The sequence below is a fragment of the Xenorhabdus santafensis genome (assembly GCF_033949405.1).
Taxonomy (GTDB): Bacteria; Pseudomonadota; Gammaproteobacteria; order Enterobacterales; family Enterobacteriaceae; genus Xenorhabdus; species Xenorhabdus santafensis.
Genome location: NZ_VCDN01000036.1, coordinates 51,975 through 69,840, shown reverse-complemented (window position 1 = coordinate 69,840; position 17,866 = coordinate 51,975). Strand labels below are relative to the sequence as shown.

Here is a 17,866-nt window from a genome sequence, read left to right as displayed (position 1 = left end):
CTTGAAATCCATTGGGTATAAAAAATTAAACGAAAAATTGCACCCAAAATATAAAGGGGCCTAAGCCCCTTTATGTTATTACTTGTCTGCGGATTTGCTAAATGCAGCTTCCAGCACGGCGACCATTTGATCATTCTCAGATTGAGTCAATGGCTTACCTTTCTCGCTGATAAATTGCAAACTGCTTCGGTTATCCAAATCACCTACCTGTAGCTTGTAGTTTCCTTCGCTGACAGTCGGTTCTTCAACACCCAGAGTTTTCCAACCAGAAGAGCTGAGCCCCTTATAAGCTACGTCTATCGCACCTGTTGAACGCGTACGATCCGTCACTTGCATACCTACACTCTCCAGCACGTATGGCAACCTGTTCCACACTGTTTTGTATGGCGCACGTACAATGATTTGTGGCAACCCGGTATTATCGCTGCCGCTTTGTACCACTAACGCACCTGTATCTTTAGTGCTGTTCAGGCTCGCTTCTTCCTGTTGCAGGCTCAAACCACCAGCCAACTCATTGAGCATCAAGATATTATAACGCTGGATTTCCGCTGGACTTGTTACTTCTTTTGCACCCTGTTTCAAGCCATCGCTTGAAACAGACAGGGCTGTTTGATAACCCTGTTTATCGACTGAAACATGGTAACGTGCCTGATAAGGAACGTTTTCATCTGCGCGCGCCCATGTAATCCAATCGGTTGTCAGAGTTTGTGTTGCATCATCTTTTTTGCTGATCGGATAATTTTTCTTCGCCAGCAGGTCATTTATCTGCGACCATAACTTACTGTATTCCGAGGCATTATCAAGCAACAACTTACTGCTTTGTGCGCTACTCTCAACACGGGAGCCAGTCAATAATGCAAGAGCCTGCAACGGTGGACGAATATCCAACTCCTTGCCCATTGCACCGGTTGAAGTTGTTGATGGAATATTATATTCACCATTTTGCAACGGTAATATCATTCCCGCAGGGATGTTCAAGGTTTTTAGTGGAGGCGTTTCAAGATAAGATTCGTCCCCGTTTACCTGACGTTTATAGCGCTGATCGCTGGAGCAGGCTGCCAAAAAAACTACCAATGACAGACCAGCAACTTTCATGACCTTCGATTTTTGCAATAATGTTGCCATTAAAATTCCCTAAATTTTTACAGTAATCCAGCCACTTTCAAGGCCTTGCCAACTTTGTCCTGCCCCTCTTGCGTTAGCGGAATCATTGGCAAACGCAGAGTATCATCGGCAATCAACCCCAGTTGGCGGCAAGCCCATTTGACTGGCGTCGGGCTAGGTTCAATAAATAATTGATGATGCAATTCCATCAGTCGGTTGTTCAGGCTGCGGGCGGCTGCATATTCGCCCTGTTCAGCCAGTTTGCATATTTGCGCCATTTCAGCAGCAGCGACGTTCGCTGTCACGGAAATAAAACCCTTACCGCCCAACTGCATGAAATCGACAAAACTCCCATCATCACCACTTAGCAAAATGAAATTTTCATCATTAACCAATTCTTGGATCTGACTGACACGACTTAAGTTCCCTGTTGCTTCCTTGACTGCAACAATATTTTTCAATTTCGCCAAGCGAGCGATAGTTGGTGGCAGTAAATCACATCCGGTACGAGTCGGCACATTATACAGAATTTGTGGTAAGTCAGTATTCTCAGCGATCACTTTATAGTGCTGATATAACCCTTCCTGTGACGGCTTATTATAATAAGGAGTTACTGACAGGCAACCCACAACGCCCGTGTTTTCGAAACGATTGGTCAGCGAAATGGCTTCAGCCGTGGCATTTGCGCCAGTTCCGGCAATCACAGGAATGCGCCCATCTGCGATTTCCAGTGTCATCAATACGACTTCAACATGTTCATTATGACTAAGTGTTGCACTTTCCCCTGTCGTTCCGACAGATACAATCGCAGATGTACCACTGGAGATATGGTATTCTACCACTTTTTTCAAACTGGCTTTATCAACTTGACCTGCTGAATTCATTGGTGTTATCAACGCAACCATACTGCCTGTAAAACCAAAATTTCCGCTCACCATCGCCACTTCCCCTTAATTAAACCAAAAACCACATATGAGAGGTTCATGGTACTTTCTTGTAATACAGAAGAAAACTCTTTAAACACGCGATTTCAATGAATTTTGTTAATACCAAGTGTAGACGATTAAACGAAAATTATAATCGTGTCCTTATTAACAAATACGATTGACCTTCTCTTGATCATTTTTTATGTTTAAACAGATACACACAGCAAACACTTATTACAATTAAAGGAAAATCGCTTTGCCAACATCAGAACAACACTTTTTAGTGATCACTGCCCTCGGTACAGATCGTCCCGGCATCGTCAATACTATTACCCGGCTTGTCAGCACATGCGGCTGTAATATTGAAGACAGCCGTCTGGCAATGTTTGGCGAAGAGTTTACTTTTATCATGCTGCTATCCGGCAGCTGGAATGCCATTACATTAATTGAATCCACCCTGCCCCAAAAAGGTGCAGAGCTTGAATTGCTTGTAGTAATGAAACGCACCCGGTGCGGTATTCAGACTAAATTTCCTTCGGCCATTACTGTTAAAGTAGATGTGGATGATTCTCCGGGGATCGTTGAACGGTTTACCAACCTGTTCACGACCCAGAACCTTAATATTGCTGAATTGGTTTCAAAAACGCATCCTGCAGAAGGAAATCTCCCGGCCCGCCTACAAATCCAGATTACCGGCCACCATCCATTGGATGATAACGGCTCGATTTTCAAAGAAACCTTTCAGCAATTATGTGCAGAGTTAAATGCACAAGGCACAGTCAGTGTGCAGAACTATCTCGAATCATAAGTTCCTGCGCTACCCAAATTGAAATATAATTTTTCCATAAGATGAACACATATGAATGAAGATTGAACATAATAAGGAAAGGAGACAAATTAGCCCCAAATTCATATATCCATACATGGAATTTAGTGCAAGAACACCTAACTGTATTAACGTAATAAAATCACTTAAATCAAAACGATCAAACGGAGAATGCGTGATGAGTCCATTGAAAGCCGGTGATAAGGCACCACAATTCAGCCTTCCTGACCAAGATGGCGAGCCCATTAGTTTGTCTGACTTCAAAGGACAACGGGTTTTAGTTTATTTTTATCCCAAAGCAATGACTCCCGGTTGTACTGTCCAAGCATGTGGTTTGCGCGACACGATGAGTGAGCTGAAAAGCCTCAATGTTGAAGTTTTGGGTATAAGCACGGACACATCAGAAAAACTATCTCGTTTTGCAGAAAAAGAGATGCTGAATTTTACGTTGCTTTCTGATGTTGATCACCAACTTGCCGAGCAATTTGGTGTTTGGGGAAAGAAACAGTTTATGGGTAAAACCTATGACGGCATTCACCGCATCAGTTTCTTGATTAATCCGCAGGGCGACATTGAACACGTTTTTGATAAATTCAAAACCAGTGATCACCATCAAGTTGTTCTGGACTACCTGAAACAGCATTCAGCCTGATTGATTGGCTAATTGCAATAATATCATTCCCCCGTTTTCATAACGGGGGAATTTCACCAACCCTTACATACCATGATACCCGCAGCAGTTTAGTTTTTTTTGCGCCGCCCCTCTATTATCACGAAAAACATCGGCACAATATGAAGTAAAGACATACGTATAATATGGCTTGCCATGACGATGCCCACATTCACTTTCATCGCCATTGCCGCAAATAACATTGCTTCCATGCTGCCGGGCGCCCAAGACAAGACCAATAAATATATCGGATAATCCACCAATTGCGCTGTCACTATCGCCACTGATACGGTTACAACCAATGCAATAAACACAGATTGTAAGGAGTTCCAGATGTTGCGGATAAGTGCCGATCCGGAGAAGGCATTGAAATATAAACCGATCCGCATCCCCATCAATGCCATAGATAATAAATTGAGCAGCTCAGGCACCTTCAAATTAATGCCAGACCAATAATGCACAACACTTGCCACAACCAATGAAGTCAGCATATAAGGTGCCGGCACCCGGATACGTTCCAGCAAAACACCGACAACATAACCTCCGATGGCAATCAGGAGAAGCCAGCCAATAATTTCCGGTGTATAAACAAACGTCACCGGCTCTGCCGCCGGGGGTGGATTTAAACCGGTAATGATGCCAGCAATAATAATTAAAACCACCAAACGAATGGCATGGGAAATGACAATTTTCTGAGGTGGTGTTTTAGAGTGTTCTGTCAGCACTATGATCGCGGCCAGCGCCCCCGGCACAGCACCCAGCATTGACTCTGCCCGATTCCAGCCCATTTTTCGGTGAAACCACCAATAACCGACACTAAATTGCAGAACCAGACATATCAATAGTGCCGGAAGCAGCCGCAAAATATCCTGCCCTTCTTCCATTGGCAACTCTTTGATCATCAGCCCAATGGAACTTCCCAAGACAATTTGAACTATCGTCAGGCTGTGTTTTGGGGCTGTCAGCTCTATTTTTAAACGAAATGCAATGATAACAGCAGCAATGGCTCCGAACATATAAGCCAAAGGTACTCCCAGCAGTGACAGAACCCACCCCAAAAATACACAGGGGATAATCCCTAACAACGATTTCATTGCCATTCCTTATTGAGTTTAAGTTATTTTATTCTTATTACAGGTTAGTCATTATTACTGGCTACAGCTCCAGATTATGATGAGCCTATTCTGTTTTTTCTTCCGGCCAGACATGAATAACGGCTTTGATCAACGTAGCCAGTGGGATTGCCAAAAAGACACCCCAAAAACCCCATAATCCACCAAAAATAATGACAGAAAGAATGATAACCAGCGGATGAAGGTTAACCGCTTCCGAAAATAAAATAGGTACAAGAAGATTGCCATCCAAGCCCTGTACAACTAAGTATGCAATGAACAACGTCCAGAAATCAGTTCCAAGCCCCCACTGAAACAAGGCAACAACGATAACCGGAATAGTCACCAGCACAGTACCAATATAAGGAATTAGCACTGATAGGCCGACCAGAACGGAAAGCAGCAAGGCATAATTTAACCCGAAGAAAGCGAATACTGCATAAGTACAAACGGTCAGAATAAGCATTTCCGTGACTTTGCCACGAATATAATTCGTGATCTGCTGATTCATTTCTTCCCATAATTCCCCAGCCAGTCCATAGTTACGGGGCAATATACGCTGCAACGCTGCTACCATTTTATTTTTGTCTTTTAACAGGAAAAACACCATTAAAGGAACAAGGATCAGATAAATTGCAAGGGTCACCAAACCAATTAATGAGGCTACTGAAAATTTAAAGACAGATTCGCCCGCAAGGGAAAGTTTACTGCGCAGATTGTCAGTTATCATATCGATGATACCTGCATTAACCAGCTCAGGATAACGCTCAGGCAAGTTAAGCGCATACACATTAAAGCGATTTATCATATTGGGTAAATCAGAAAACAAATTCAATCCCTGTTGCCATACTGTTGGAGCAACAATTAGGATAATTAAGGCACTGATTCCCATAAAAACGATTAATACAATTGAAACGGAGAGGACGCGGCTACATCCTAATTTTTCTAATTGCATTGTTGGCCATTCCAGTAGATAAGCCAGTACAATAGCAGCAAGAACAGGAGCCAAGATCCCATTGAAAAAATAGATGATTCCAAACCCTACCAGCAAAATGACTGATAGTGTAACAACTTGCGGATCAGTAAAACGGCGCTGATACCATTGCATAAGCATATCCAGCATAAATCAAACTCCTTGGTGACGACATAAAATGATTATTTTTACTAAAAATTATTCAGTTCAGCAGATTTTGGGTTACCCTTTGCTATCATACACGCATTCATGAAATTAATAGCTAATTGGAGTGCTTTGTCTTACCAGGATAGTTCTACGGGGATCGTTTTATGAGAAAAATGCCGAAAAAATCTCTGATAGCCATACTCGCGAGCCTGTTATTATTGGGAAATCCCCCAGTTTTTTCAGCACCAACTGAAAACACACTGCCTGATATAGGTACAACTGCAAGTTCAACACTCAGTATCAATCAAGAAATCATATTGGGCGATTTATATGTGCGTTTAACTCGTGCCTATCAGCCGCTGATTAATGACCCGCTGTTAACACAATACATTGATAATTTAGGCCAAAGATTAGTCAAAAACGCAGACTCAGTAAAAACGCCTTTCCATTTTTATTTAGTTAATAATTCCGAAATTAATGCTTATGCATTTTTCGGTGGTAATGTTGTCCTGCATTCTGCCCTGTTCCGCTATAGCAATAATGAAAGTGAACTGGCATCGGTGATGGCTCATGAAATTTCCCATGTAACCCAGCGACATCTAGCAAGGTTCCTCGAAGAGCAACAACGCAATACTCCCTTCGTCTGGGCTGGAGCCATCAGCTCCATTCTATTAATGATAGCCAATCCACAAGCAGGCATGACAGCCCTTGGCGGTACACTTGCAGGCATCACACAAAACAGGATTAGTTTTACCCAAGCAAATGAACAAGAAGCTGACCGCATTGGGATGGGGATCCTCAATCAGGCAGGGTTTGATCCGCACGCCATGCCTATGTTTATGCAAAATTTAGTGGATCGAACCCGTTACAGTTCCAAGGCGCCTGAGATTTTGTATACACATCCATTACCTGACAGCCGGCTGTCAGATGCCCGAAACAGGGCCAATCAATATCCGGCCAAGTCAGTTCCTGAATCGCAGGATTTCCTATTTGCCCGTATCCGTATCCTGACAATGTATTCAACGGAGCAACGCCCTTATATAGAACAGCTAATGAAAAAACACAGTCACGGCACAGCCAAAGAGCAACTGGCTGCAACCTATGGGCGTGTGCTCTTGCTTTCTATAGATAAAAAACCTGCAGAGGCCAAGGCTGCCTTATTACCCTTGTTAGATAAGTACCCGGATAACCTTTGGTTTATCGATGCCATGACTGATATCGATCTCGATCAAAAGCAATACGCCAGCGCAATTGCCCGATTGCAGAATGCACTGAAAAAACAAAAAAATAACCCTATATTGCAAATCAATCTGGCAAATGTTTATCTTCAAGCCAAACAGTATTCGCAGGCATCACAGCTACTGTTTCGCTACACCTTCAATAACCCAAACGATCCCAATGGCTGGAAGCTACTGACAGAAGTAGAAGGGAAACAAGGTAAGCGCAGTGAAGAATTGGCTGCCCGCGCAGAAACCATGGCATTGGAAGGGAGATTTGATCTTGCCATTCAATATCTCAGCCAAGCCAGCGCAAGGGTAAAACTGGGTAGCTATGATCAAGAAAGATATGATGCCCGTATTGATCAATTGCGCCAGTTACAAAACAGTTTTAATCAATTTAAGAAATGAAGGATTTTTACATGCAACAAGTCACTTTTTATCACAATCCCCGCTGTTCAAAGAGCCGTGAAACACTCAAGCTCGTTGAAGAGTTGGGCATCAAGCCGGAAATCATTCACTATCTGGACACCCCACCTACAGTGGAACAACTTTCTGTTCTGCTCAAGCAGCTCGGTTTTGATGATGCCCGCCAATTGATGAGAACCAAGGAAGAGCTTTATAAGGAGCTGAACCTTGGCGATGATTCGTTATCTCAAGATGCCCTGCTACAGGCAATGGCTGCAAATCCAAAGTTGATTGAACGACCCATTGTTGTTGCCGGCAATAAAGCTCGTCTGGGACGTCCGCCTGAACAAGTCAAAGAAATTTTGGGTTGAACATCCCAAATCAATAACTATTTTTAATGAACGGTCACCGTTAGGAAAAACATCCTGAAAGGTAATGAAACAAAAAAGTGATAGAAAGTAGGTTTCTATCACTTTTTCATCTGAAACTCATTTTACCTGCCATTCATCAAGTCAAAGCTCAAGGATATCCTTCACAAACGGAATGGTCAGCTTGCGTTGTGCCACAATGGATGCCCTATCGAGTTCGTCCAACGTTTTAAACAACGTTTGCATTTCTCTATCCAACCGTTTCAATACAAAACGCCCGACATCCTCAGGTAATTCAAAACCCCGTAATTTTGCCCGCAATTGTAATGCTTGGATCTTTTCATCATCAGACAAAGGCTGTAATTTGTAAATTTGACCCCAATCCAAACGAGATGCCAGATCCGGCAATGTCAGGTTGATCTGTCGTGGGGGGCGATCACCGGTGATCAAAAGACACGTCCGGCCAATTTCAACAATTCGGTTATAGAGATTGAAAATCGCCATCTCCCATTCTTGATCGCCTGCAATACACTCAATATTATCAATGCAGACCAATGACAAATGCTCCATGCCATCAAGAACTTCGGGAACAAAATAGGCACGTTTATCCAGCGGTACATATCCCACAGCTTCTTCCTGTTGGGACAATTCGGCACAGGCTGCGTGAAGCAAATGACTCTTGCCCCCGCCATCACGGGACCAAAAATAGATATAATTGCCGTGTGACTGACTGATGGCCAATTTTATTGCAGCTAATAAGGTTGAATTCTCACCTGCAAAAAAACTGGCAAACGTTTCATCATCGGGCAAATATAACGGTAATGAAAGCTGCGACGGTGTATTCAGAAGCACCTCAAACAGAATGGATAACGAACAGTGCTAAGTCTACCACAAAAAACCCCTATAAATGAAACGAATGCTTTGCTTAAAATGAGAAGTGACTGACAATGGCAATCAACCGATAAAATGGATATTTTACAACCAGTAAAGAGATACTTTTTCAGGAAAAATTTCATTGCCTATTTGATGGATAAAACTGCGCAAGAGCATTGCTCGGTTATATCATCCTGTAAATAATAATAAATTCAAAAAGACGTTAATCGAAATTTGTTAGGAATTGTGTTGGGGATTTTGTGCCTGTACTTTTTATTTATTGACAAAAAAACATTTATTTTTAGTTTCCAAGATTGGCAACAATATCAATACAAAAGAACCAATGAACATTGGTATATGAAAATAGATAATTAATGCCCAAAGTTTTAGAAAAAAATTTAATGATTATCTTCTACATAAGAAAATAAATTTTCCATCAAGATAGCTTCTCAAATACAAATAAATTTTTAAATAAAAAATAGAAAGGGTGCCAATGGCCGCCCTTTCTTATCAGATTAATGCTTGTCAGAATAATTGAATTGGATATAACTTATTCTGTGGCTTCGCTTTTTTTATCATTGCCAATCGATTCTACAGACGCATTAACGTACGGTTCATCCGGGCGGATAACGCTTATCAATTTGAACAACAGGCTCAGGCCAATACCGACAACCGTTGCAAGCGCCATGCCTTTTAACTCCGCTGCACCAATTTGAATTTTTGCCCCGCTAACACCAATAATTAGAATAACGGAAGTCAGGATCAAGTTTTGTGCTTTGCTGTAATCCACTTTGGAGTCAATCAAAACCCGGATACCTGATGCCCCAATGACGCCATATAACAACAGAGAAACACCCCCCATCACCGGAACCGGGATCATTTGAATCGCTGCTGCTAATTTACCCACGCAGGAAAGCAATATTGCCAATATCGCAGCACCCCCAATCACCCATGTGCTGTATACGCGCGTTAATGCCATTACACCGATGTTTTCGCCATAAGTTGTGTTAGGCGTTGACCCAAAGAAACCGGAAAATATTGTTGAAAAACCATTGGCGAACATGGAACGGTGCAGCCCCGGATTTTTCAGTAAATCTTTCTGTACAATGTTTGCCGTTACCACCAGATGACCGACATGTTCTGCAATCACCACAAGCGCCGCAGGTAAAATGGTCATGATGGCAATCCATTCGAAACGTGGGGTATAAAAAGTCGGCAGTGCAAACCAAGGCGCTTCACGCACTGGGGTGACATCTACAATTCCCATGAAAAATGACAATGCATATCCCACCAAGACACCAATCAGGATTGGGATGATCGCCATAAAACCACGGAATACCACCGAACCTAAAATAGTGACACCCAATGTCACCATAGAGACAGTCAGGTTAGTCATATTAACTTCAGTGCCGGCTGCCGGGCGCAAACCCGCCATATCAGCAGCCACTCCCGCCAGCTCCAGGCCAATTACCGCGACAATCGCCCCCATCGCCGCAGGTGGAAACATGACATTAATCCACCCTCTCCCCGCGACTTTAACAATCAGGGCCACCAAACAGAACAAGAAACCACAAACAATAAATCCACCCAATGCCAATTCATATCCCAAAGGCAATAGCAGTAATACCGGGGAAATAAAGGCAAAGCTGGACCCCAAATAAGCAGGAATTTTCCCTTTGCAAATCACCAAATACAATAATGTTCCAATCCCATTGAATAATAAAATAGTGGCAGGATTTACTTTAAATAAAATAGGCACCAAAACGGTGGCACCAAACATGGCAAATAAATGCTGTAAACTTAATGGAATAGTCTGCGCTAGAGACGGTCTCTCATCTACCCCAATAGTCCTAAGGGTCATTACTGATATCCTCTTGTATCATCTTGCTGGGAACAAAAAAAAGCCGACTTTTCAGCCGGCTATCAATCTTATTTAGTACCGAATAATTTGTCGCCGGCATCTCCCAAGCCGGGGACAATATATCCATGCTCATTGAGTCGTTCATCAATTGAGGCGGTATATAATTCAACATCTGGATGAGCTTTTTCCAATGCCGCAACCCCTTCTGGAGCAGCAACCAGAACCAGCACCTTAATCACCGGGCATCCAGCTTTTTTCAATAGATCAATCGTGGCAATCATTGATCCCCCTGTCGCCAGCATTGGATCAACTATCAATGCCATGCGTTCACTAATGTCAGAAACCAACTTCTGAAAATAAGGTACAGGTTCGAGTGTTTCTTCATCACGGTATACGCCAACGACGCTGATCCGTGCACTTGGAATGTTTTCCAGCACACCATCCATCATACCCAGTCCCGCACGCAGAATAGGCACTACCGTAATTTTTTTCCCTTTAATCTGGTCTATTTCTACCGGACCACACCATCCCTCAATGGTCACTTTTTCAACTTCTAAATCAGCAGTTGCTTCATATGTCAGAAGACTACCCACCTCTGATGCCAATTCACGAAATCGTTTTGTGCTTATATCATGATCTCGCATCAGACCAAGTTTATGTCTAACTAGTGGGTGTTTAACCTCAACGATCTTCATGGGTTTCTCCTAATATAGCCGGCAGATAAAAAAATCGCGGGATTATACCTCCTTTTTGGCATTGCGCCACTATCAATCTACTGATTTTTATCAACTCCAACTATTTTTCTCTATTTATTATCTGGCAGGTAACACGTACAAAGCTATCGCAAACGTTTGCTTAGACTGATAGAATCATTTCCGTTCTGTTTTATACCCCTTGGATTTCAATATGCAGACAACAAAACTGCCTTTGCAAGACAACAGGTATATTCATTCAAATGCAACCGCCTGGGAGCTATGCAGTGACCAACAAAACCTCTCTTAGTTATAAAGATGCTGGTGTCGATATTGATGCTGGCAATGCCTTAGTCAATCGTATTAAAGGTGTCGTAAAACAGACCCGTCGCCCTGAAGTGATGGGAGGATTGGGTGGTTTCGGTGCGTTGTGCGCCTTACCACAGAAATATCGTGAACCTGTACTGGTTTCCGGTACGGATGGAGTTGGTACTAAGCTGCGTCTGGCGATGGATCTGAAACGTCATGACACCATCGGGATTGATTTAGTTGCCATGTGTGTCAATGATCTGGTTGTTCAGGGTGCCGAGCCACTTTTCTTCCTTGATTACTATGCCACAGGTAAGCTGGATGTTGATACCGCAGCCAGTGTTATTACCGGCATCGCAGAGGGCTGCAAACAAGCAGGCTGTGCGCTGGTTGGGGGGGAAACAGCCGAAATGCCCGGCATGTATCACGGCGAAGATTATGATGTCGCGGGTTTTTGTGTCGGCGTCGTGGAAAAATCAGAAATAATTGATGGCAGCCAAGTACAGGTGGGTGATGCATTGATTGCTCTGGCTTCCAGTGGGCCACATTCCAATGGTTACTCTCTGATCCGCAAAATCCTCGAAGTCAGTCAGGCTAATCCTGAAAATACCGAACTTAACGGTCAGTCACTCGCAGATCATCTGCTTGCCCCGACCCGAATTTATGTCAAATCCATTCTTGGATTGATTGCAGAAGTTGACGTTCATGCCATTTCACATCTCACCGGTGGTGGCTTCTGGGAAAACATCCCGCGTGTCCTGCCAGAAAATATGCAGGCAAGAATCGATTCTGCAAGTTGGCAATGGCCGGAAATATTTACGTGGTTACAGCAAGCCGGCAATGTCAGCTTCCATGAAATGTACCGCACATTTAACTGCGGTGTGGGTATGATTATTGCGCTACCCCAATCTCAGGCTGAACAAGCAATTTCATATTTGAAAGCAGCAGGAGAAAACGCATGGCAGATCGGTACAATTGCAGAACTCAACGCTGATGAACAACCAGTCATTATCAGCCAATAATTTAGTAATGCATCAATTATGTACCGGATAATATATCCCGAATAAATTTCAAGTTGCAGTCTATAAAGCTGCAACTTGCAAAGCAGCGGATATGCCGATCAATGAATTCTTTCAGTGAAAAACGTCCATGAAAAAAATTGTTGTTTTAGTTTCTGGTCACGGCAGCAATCTTCAAGCCATTATTGATGCCTGCCAGCAAAACCGGGTTAACGGGCACATTGCTGCCGTATTCAGCAATAATGCCGATGCCTACGGCCTGCAACGGGCCATGCATGCAGGCATTCCAAGCAGCTTCCTTGATCCCAGGGCTTACCCAGACCGCATCAGCTACGATGTCGCCCTGTTCAAGGCGATTGATCAATATCAGCCTGATTTAGTGGTTTTGTCAGGTTACATGAGAATTTTATCGCCTGATTTTGTCCAGCATTATTATGGGCGTTTACTTAATATCCACCCTTCCCTGTTACCCAAATATCCCGGCCTGCACACCCACCAAAAAGCCATTGAAAACGGCGACAAAGAACACGGCACATCCATCCATTTTGTTACTGAAGAATTGGATGGTGGCCCAATTATCCTGCAAGCCAAAGTCCCTATTTTTGAGGATGATAAACTCGAAGATGTTATCCAGCGCGTCCAAATCCAAGAACATAATTTTTATCCCATGGTAATTGATTGGTTCCTGAGTGGCCGGTTGTCGATGGAAGGGCATACCGCAACTATGGATGGAAAAGTTCTGCCGCCACAAGGGTATGCGTCAGAATAATCTGGGCTATCATCGGTTATCTCTCTTTTGGGTTTGTGCTGTGTCGGGTGATAACTAAAAAGAGAGATAGGGGTCTTAAAAATATTATTAACATATTTATCATAAACATATTGTGTTAATACATAGCTTTGCTGTAGGTTATTATCTCTTATTAATTTATTTTTCACGCTAAAATAATTTAGATAACTCACCATCTGAAAAATATTAATCTGGAAATAAATATTTATATTGCAATAATTAGATAATGAAAATATGCATACCCTATAGATTTCAAGATGCGTCACGGCGGTCAGGGAACGACAAATTCGTCGGGAATGGATGAACGCTGCCAACAATAAAGAGGCAACTTGAAAGACGGCAGGTATAAAATCCAGAAGCACTGAGGTATCCGATGTCCCGCGATGTAGAAAATCCTCCAATAAAATTACGTCCTCTTGAACGGGAAGACCTCCCTTTTGTTCATCAGATGGATAATAATGCCAGTGTTATGCGTTATTGGTTTGAAGAACCTTATGAAGCCTTTGTTGAGTTATCTGACCTTTATGACAAGCATATTCATGATCAAAGTGAGCGCCGTTTTATCATTGAAAGCCAGAGCTCCAAAGTTGGTTTAGTGGAAATCGTTGAGATAGATTATGTCCACCGCCGCGCTGAATTCCAGATTATCATTGCGCCTGCTTACCAAGGGCAAGGCTATGCGGCAATCGCCGTCGAACTCGCGATGGAATATGCTTTTGCGGTTTTGAACCTCTATAAACTGTATCTGATTGTTGATAAAGAGAACACTAAAGCAATCCATATATATAAGAAACTGGGGTTCTATACCGAAGGTGAACTCATCGACGAATTTTTTGTGAACGGCTCTTATCATACAGCCATTCGGATGTGCACTTTCCAGCACGACTATTTTGCCAACAAAGCCCGTAAGTCCTAAACCAGCACGCTGGTTCATAAACTGAATGGAAAATCAAACGGAGTAGTAATGTCCCACGATCGTCTCTATACCGAAAAAGAACTCAGCTGGCTCTCTTTCAACGAACGTGTACTTCAAGAAGCGGCTGACAAAAGTAATCCGCTGATTGAGAGAATGAGGTTTTTAGGGATCTACTCCAATAACCTGGATGAATTCTATAAGGTTCGCTTCGCCGACGTAAAACGGCGCATTCTTATCAGTGAAGAACAGGGTTCATCCACTAGCGGCCGCCAGTTGCTGAGGAAAATTGAAGCCAAAGTTGCCAAAACCGATCAGGAATTTGATGATCTCTACAATGATCTGTTGCTGGAAATGGCTCGCAATCAGATTTTTTTAATCAACGAACGGCAAATATCCCCGAATCAGCAGATCTGGTTGCGGCAATATTTTCGCCAACACTTACGCCCGCACATAACGCCAATCGTTATTAATCCGGAAACTAATTTAGTTGAGTTTCTAAAAGATGACTATACCTATCTGGCCGTTGAAATTATCCGTGGGCAAGACACTCAATATGCATTGTTAGAAATTCCATCAGATAAAGTTCCGCGTTTCGTTAATTTGCCGCCGGAAATGCCGCGCAAACGCAAGTCAATGATCTTACTGGATAACATATTGAGGTACACACTGGATGAAATATTTAAAGGGTTTTTCGATTACGATGCCCTGAATGTTTACTCCATGAAAATGACCCGTGATTCTGAATATGACCTTGTCTCTGAAATGGAGTCAAACCTGCTGGAGCTAATGTCTTCCACCTTGAAACAGAGGCTGACCGCAGAACCTGTGCGGTTTGTTTACCAGCGCAATATGCCTGACGAAATGGTGGAATTGCTGCGCAGTAAATTAGGTTTGTCCAATGATGACTCCGTGATTGCAGGTGGCCGATACCATAATTTCAAAGACTTCATCAAATTTCCCAACGAAGGCAACCGGAATCTGCTGAATAAGCCCATGCCACGGCTACGCCATACTTGGTTTGATCATTTCCGTAATGGTTTCGATGCCATTCGCGAAAAAGATGTCCTGCTTTATTATCCTTACCATACATTTGAACATGTACTGGAATTGCTGCGTCAGGCTTCTTTCGATCCAAGTGTTCTCTCAATCAAGATCAATATCTACCGCGTTGCAAAAGACTCCCGCATCATTGATTCCATGATCCATGCGGCACACAACGGTAAAAAAGTGACGGTTGTCGTGGAATTGCAAGCCCGTTTTGATGAAGAGGCCAATATCCATTGGGCAAAACGGCTGACCGAAGCGGGTGTGCATGTTATTTTCTCGGCCCCGGGCCTGAAAATTCATGCGAAGCTGTTTATCATCTCCCGGCTTGAAGGCGGCGAGATTATTCGTTACGCCCATATTGGCACAGGCAATTTCAATGAAAAAACTGCGCGTTTATATACCGATTATTCTTTGTTGACCGCTAAACCGGAAGTGACCAACGAAGTCCGTCGGGTATTTAACTTTATTGAAAACCCATACCGGCCTGTCACGTTCGATAATCTGATGGTATCCCCGCAAAATTCGCGCACCATGCTCAATCACTTGATCAATCAAGAAATAGAAAACGCCAAGGCAGGCGAGATATCTGGCATCACCTTAAAAATCAACAATCTTGTCGATAAGGATTTGGTAAATAGGCTTTATGATGCTTCAGAGGCTGGGGTTAAAATTCGTCTTCTGGTGCGGGGTATGTGCTCTTTAGTCCCTAATCAGGCAGGTTTTAGCGAGAATATTCAAGTCATCAGTATTGTAGATCGCTTTCTGGAACATGATCGCGTTTACGTTTTCACCAATAAAGGCGATGAAAAAGTCTTCCTTTCATCGGCTGACTGGATGACCCGCAATATCGATTACCGCATTGAAGTTGCCGTTTGTCTGCTCGATCCCATGTTGAAACAACAGGTTTTGGATATCCTTGAATTGCAATTCAGTGATACGGTCAAAGCCCGTTATATTGATAAAGAGTTGAGCAACCGCTATGTTCCGCGCGGGAATAAGCGTAAAATCCGTGCACAAATCGCGATATACGATTACCTGAAAAATCTTGAACAACCAGAAACAAGAGCCTGATCTATGCCGTTGAAACACGACACCCCTGTACCTAAGCCCCAAGAAATTGCCACAATCGATTTGGGTTCGAATAGTTTTCATATGGTAATCGCACGCATTGTTAATGGTGCAATACAGGTTATCGGACGCTTAAAAAAGCGGGTGCATCTTGCTGATGGTCTAAACAGCAAAAATGAATTAAGTGAAGAAGCTATCAACCGGGGGCTTGCTTGCCTCTCGCTGTTTGCAGAACGGTTGCAGGGTGTTCCTGCGGATAATGTCTGTTTGGTCGGTACCCACAGCTTACGTGAAGCGACCAATGTACAGGAGTTCTTGAAACGGGCAAAAGAAGTTATTCCCTACCCGATTGAAATCATTTCTGGTCATGAAGAAGCTCGCTTGATTTTTATGGGGGTTGAACATACGCAGCCCGAAAAAGGCCGGAAATTGGTGATTGATATTGGGGGCGGTTCCACTGAATTAGTTATTGGTGAAGATTTCGAACCATTATTGATTGAAAGCCGCCGCATGGGGTGCATCAGTTTTGCCCGCCAATTTTTTCCTGACGGCGTGATCAATGAGGTCAATTTCTGTAAAGCACGGCTTCAGGCAGCGCAAAAACTGGAAAATCTGGTCTGGCAATTCCGTTCAAAAGGCTGGGATTTTGCCTTGGGTGCATCGGGAACAATTAAAACCATTCACAAATTATTGGTGGAACAGGGCGAAAAAGATGGCCTGATCACACCAGATCGGCTCAATATGCTGGTAAAGCGCATTTTGAAATACAAAAATTTCGATGCGCTGGATTTGCCGGGTCTAACCGAAGATCGCAAGCAGATCTTTGTCCCCGGGCTGGCTATTATGTGCGGTATTTTCGATACCTTGCATATTCAAGAGCTGCGCTTGTCTCAAGGAGCACTGAGGGAAGGCGTGCTTTATGAAATGGAAGACCGCTTTCGCCATCAGGATATCCGCCAGCGAACTGCCAAAAGCCTTGCAGAACACTACAACATTGACCGGGATCAGGCCGACCGCGTCTGGAATACCGCCCAAAATCTTTATGGGCAATGGGCCGCGCAAAATCCCCAACGGGTGCATCCACAACTGGAATCCATTCTATTGTGGGCCGCCATGTTGCATGAAGTCGGTTTAAGCATCAATTTGAGCGGGTTGCAACGCCATTCCGCTTATATCCTGCAACATACCGATCTGCCGGGATTTACTCAGGAACAGCAATTATTGCTGGCGACGCTGGTTCGTTATCATCGCAAAGCCATTAAGGTTGATGATCATCCCCGTTTCTATCTGTTCAAGAAAAAACAGTATCTACCTATACTTAAGATATTACGATTAGCAACCTTACTGAATAATCAACGCCAATCCACTACCACACCTGATACACTAAGGCTGGAAACCGATTACGGTCATTGGGCACTCTACCTGCCAAAAAACTACTTAACGCAAAATGCCCTTGTGCTGCTTGATCTGGAAAAAGAGCAGGATTACTGGAGTGACGTCACGGGCTGGCACTTGCATATCAAAGAGGAATCGTTTTAATGAT

General features: G+C 43.4%; 16 protein-coding genes. 9 read left to right on the top strand and 7 right to left on the bottom strand.

Annotated features, from left to right (window positions below; translation table 11 throughout):
- Window positions 1-78 precede the first annotated feature (78 nt).
- Window positions 79-1,125 (bottom strand): outer membrane protein assembly factor BamC, encoded by a 1,047-nt coding sequence (gene bamC, locus FE392_RS09860; RefSeq protein WP_319930052.1) that lies wholly within the window; start codon window positions 1,123-1,125, stop codon window positions 79-81.
- A gap of 17 nt (window positions 1,126-1,142) precedes the next feature.
- Window positions 1,143-2,042: a 4-hydroxy-tetrahydrodipicolinate synthase gene (gene dapA / locus FE392_RS09855; protein ID WP_319930051.1), complete on the bottom strand. Its 900-nt coding sequence runs from the start codon at window positions 2,040-2,042 to the stop codon at window positions 1,143-1,145.
- Between the two features lie 244 nt (window positions 2,043-2,286).
- On the opposite strand from dapA, the gene FE392_RS09850 reads away from it, so the two are divergent.
- Together FE392_RS09850 and bcp are read left to right on the top strand one after the other, a co-directional pair.
- On the top strand, window positions 2,287-2,838 hold the full coding sequence (locus FE392_RS09850; protein ID WP_319930050.1) for a glycine cleavage system transcriptional repressor: 552 nt from the start codon (window positions 2,287-2,289) through the stop codon (window positions 2,836-2,838).
- Window positions 2,839-3,034: 196 nt separating this feature from the next.
- On the top strand, window positions 3,035-3,508 hold the full coding sequence (gene bcp, locus FE392_RS09845; protein ID WP_319930049.1) for a thioredoxin-dependent thiol peroxidase: 474 nt from the start codon (window positions 3,035-3,037) through the stop codon (window positions 3,506-3,508).
- 89 nt (window positions 3,509-3,597) lie between these two features.
- Here bcp and FE392_RS09840 read toward each other — a convergent pair whose 3' ends face one another.
- Window positions 3,598-4,620 (bottom strand): AbrB family transcriptional regulator, encoded by a 1,023-nt coding sequence (locus FE392_RS09840; RefSeq protein ID WP_319930048.1) that lies wholly within the window; start codon window positions 4,618-4,620, stop codon window positions 3,598-3,600.
- 85 nt (window positions 4,621-4,705) lie between these two features.
- On the bottom strand, window positions 4,706-5,761 hold the full coding sequence (locus FE392_RS09835) for an AI-2E family transporter (RefSeq protein WP_319930047.1): 1,056 nt from the start codon (window positions 5,759-5,761) through the stop codon (window positions 4,706-4,708).
- Between the two features lie 161 nt (window positions 5,762-5,922).
- Here FE392_RS09835 and bepA point away from each other — a divergent pair, with 161 nt between their 5' ends.
- Together bepA and arsC are read left to right on the top strand one after the other, a co-directional pair.
- Window positions 5,923-7,386 carry a beta-barrel assembly-enhancing protease gene (gene bepA, locus FE392_RS09830; protein ID WP_319930046.1) on the top strand — a complete coding sequence of 488 codons (1,464 nt, stop codon included), beginning with the start codon at window positions 5,923-5,925 and terminating at the stop codon, window positions 7,384-7,386.
- 11 nt (window positions 7,387-7,397) lie between these two features.
- Window positions 7,398-7,754: an arsenate reductase (glutaredoxin) gene (arsC, locus tag FE392_RS09825; protein WP_319930045.1), complete on the top strand. Its 357-nt coding sequence runs from the start codon at window positions 7,398-7,400 to the stop codon at window positions 7,752-7,754.
- A gap of 141 nt (window positions 7,755-7,895) precedes the next feature.
- Here the strand turns inward: arsC and hda are convergent, their stop codons facing one another.
- The 3 genes from hda to upp all read right to left on the bottom strand — a co-directional run bounded on the left by hda (window position 7,896) and on the right by upp (window position 11,180).
- On the bottom strand, window positions 7,896-8,603 hold the full coding sequence (hda, locus tag FE392_RS09820; RefSeq protein ID WP_319930044.1) for a DnaA inactivator Hda: 708 nt from the start codon (window positions 8,601-8,603) through the stop codon (window positions 7,896-7,898).
- A 571-nt stretch (window positions 8,604-9,174) separates the two neighbouring features.
- A complete protein-coding gene (uraA, locus tag FE392_RS09815; RefSeq protein WP_319930043.1) occupies window positions 9,175-10,485 on the bottom strand; it encodes a uracil permease in 1,311 nt (436 codons plus the stop codon).
- Between the two features lie 68 nt (window positions 10,486-10,553).
- Window positions 10,554-11,180 carry a uracil phosphoribosyltransferase gene (upp, locus tag FE392_RS09810; RefSeq protein ID WP_319930042.1) on the bottom strand — a complete coding sequence of 209 codons (627 nt, stop codon included), beginning with the start codon at window positions 11,178-11,180 and terminating at the stop codon, window positions 10,554-10,556.
- A 284-nt stretch (window positions 11,181-11,464) separates the two neighbouring features.
- On the opposite strand from upp, the gene purM reads away from it, so the two are divergent.
- From purM to ppx, 5 genes are all read left to right on the top strand, one after another.
- Window positions 11,465-12,508, top strand: coding sequence for a phosphoribosylformylglycinamidine cyclo-ligase (gene purM / locus FE392_RS09805; RefSeq protein ID WP_319930041.1), 1,044 nt, complete (start codon window positions 11,465-11,467; stop codon window positions 12,506-12,508).
- A 127-nt stretch (window positions 12,509-12,635) separates the two neighbouring features.
- A complete protein-coding gene (gene purN, locus FE392_RS09800; protein WP_319930040.1) occupies window positions 12,636-13,274 on the top strand; it encodes a phosphoribosylglycinamide formyltransferase in 639 nt (212 codons plus the stop codon).
- A gap of 391 nt (window positions 13,275-13,665) precedes the next feature.
- Window positions 13,666-14,208: a spermidine N1-acetyltransferase gene (speG, locus tag FE392_RS09795; protein ID WP_319930039.1), complete on the top strand. Its 543-nt coding sequence runs from the start codon at window positions 13,666-13,668 to the stop codon at window positions 14,206-14,208.
- A gap of 48 nt (window positions 14,209-14,256) precedes the next feature.
- On the top strand, window positions 14,257-16,326 hold the full coding sequence (ppk1, locus tag FE392_RS09790; RefSeq protein ID WP_319930038.1) for a polyphosphate kinase 1: 2,070 nt from the start codon (window positions 14,257-14,259) through the stop codon (window positions 16,324-16,326).
- Between the two features lie 3 nt (window positions 16,327-16,329).
- Window positions 16,330-17,862: an exopolyphosphatase gene (ppx, locus tag FE392_RS09785; protein WP_319930037.1), complete on the top strand. Its 1,533-nt coding sequence runs from the start codon at window positions 16,330-16,332 to the stop codon at window positions 17,860-17,862.
- Window positions 17,863-17,866 lie beyond the last annotated feature (4 nt).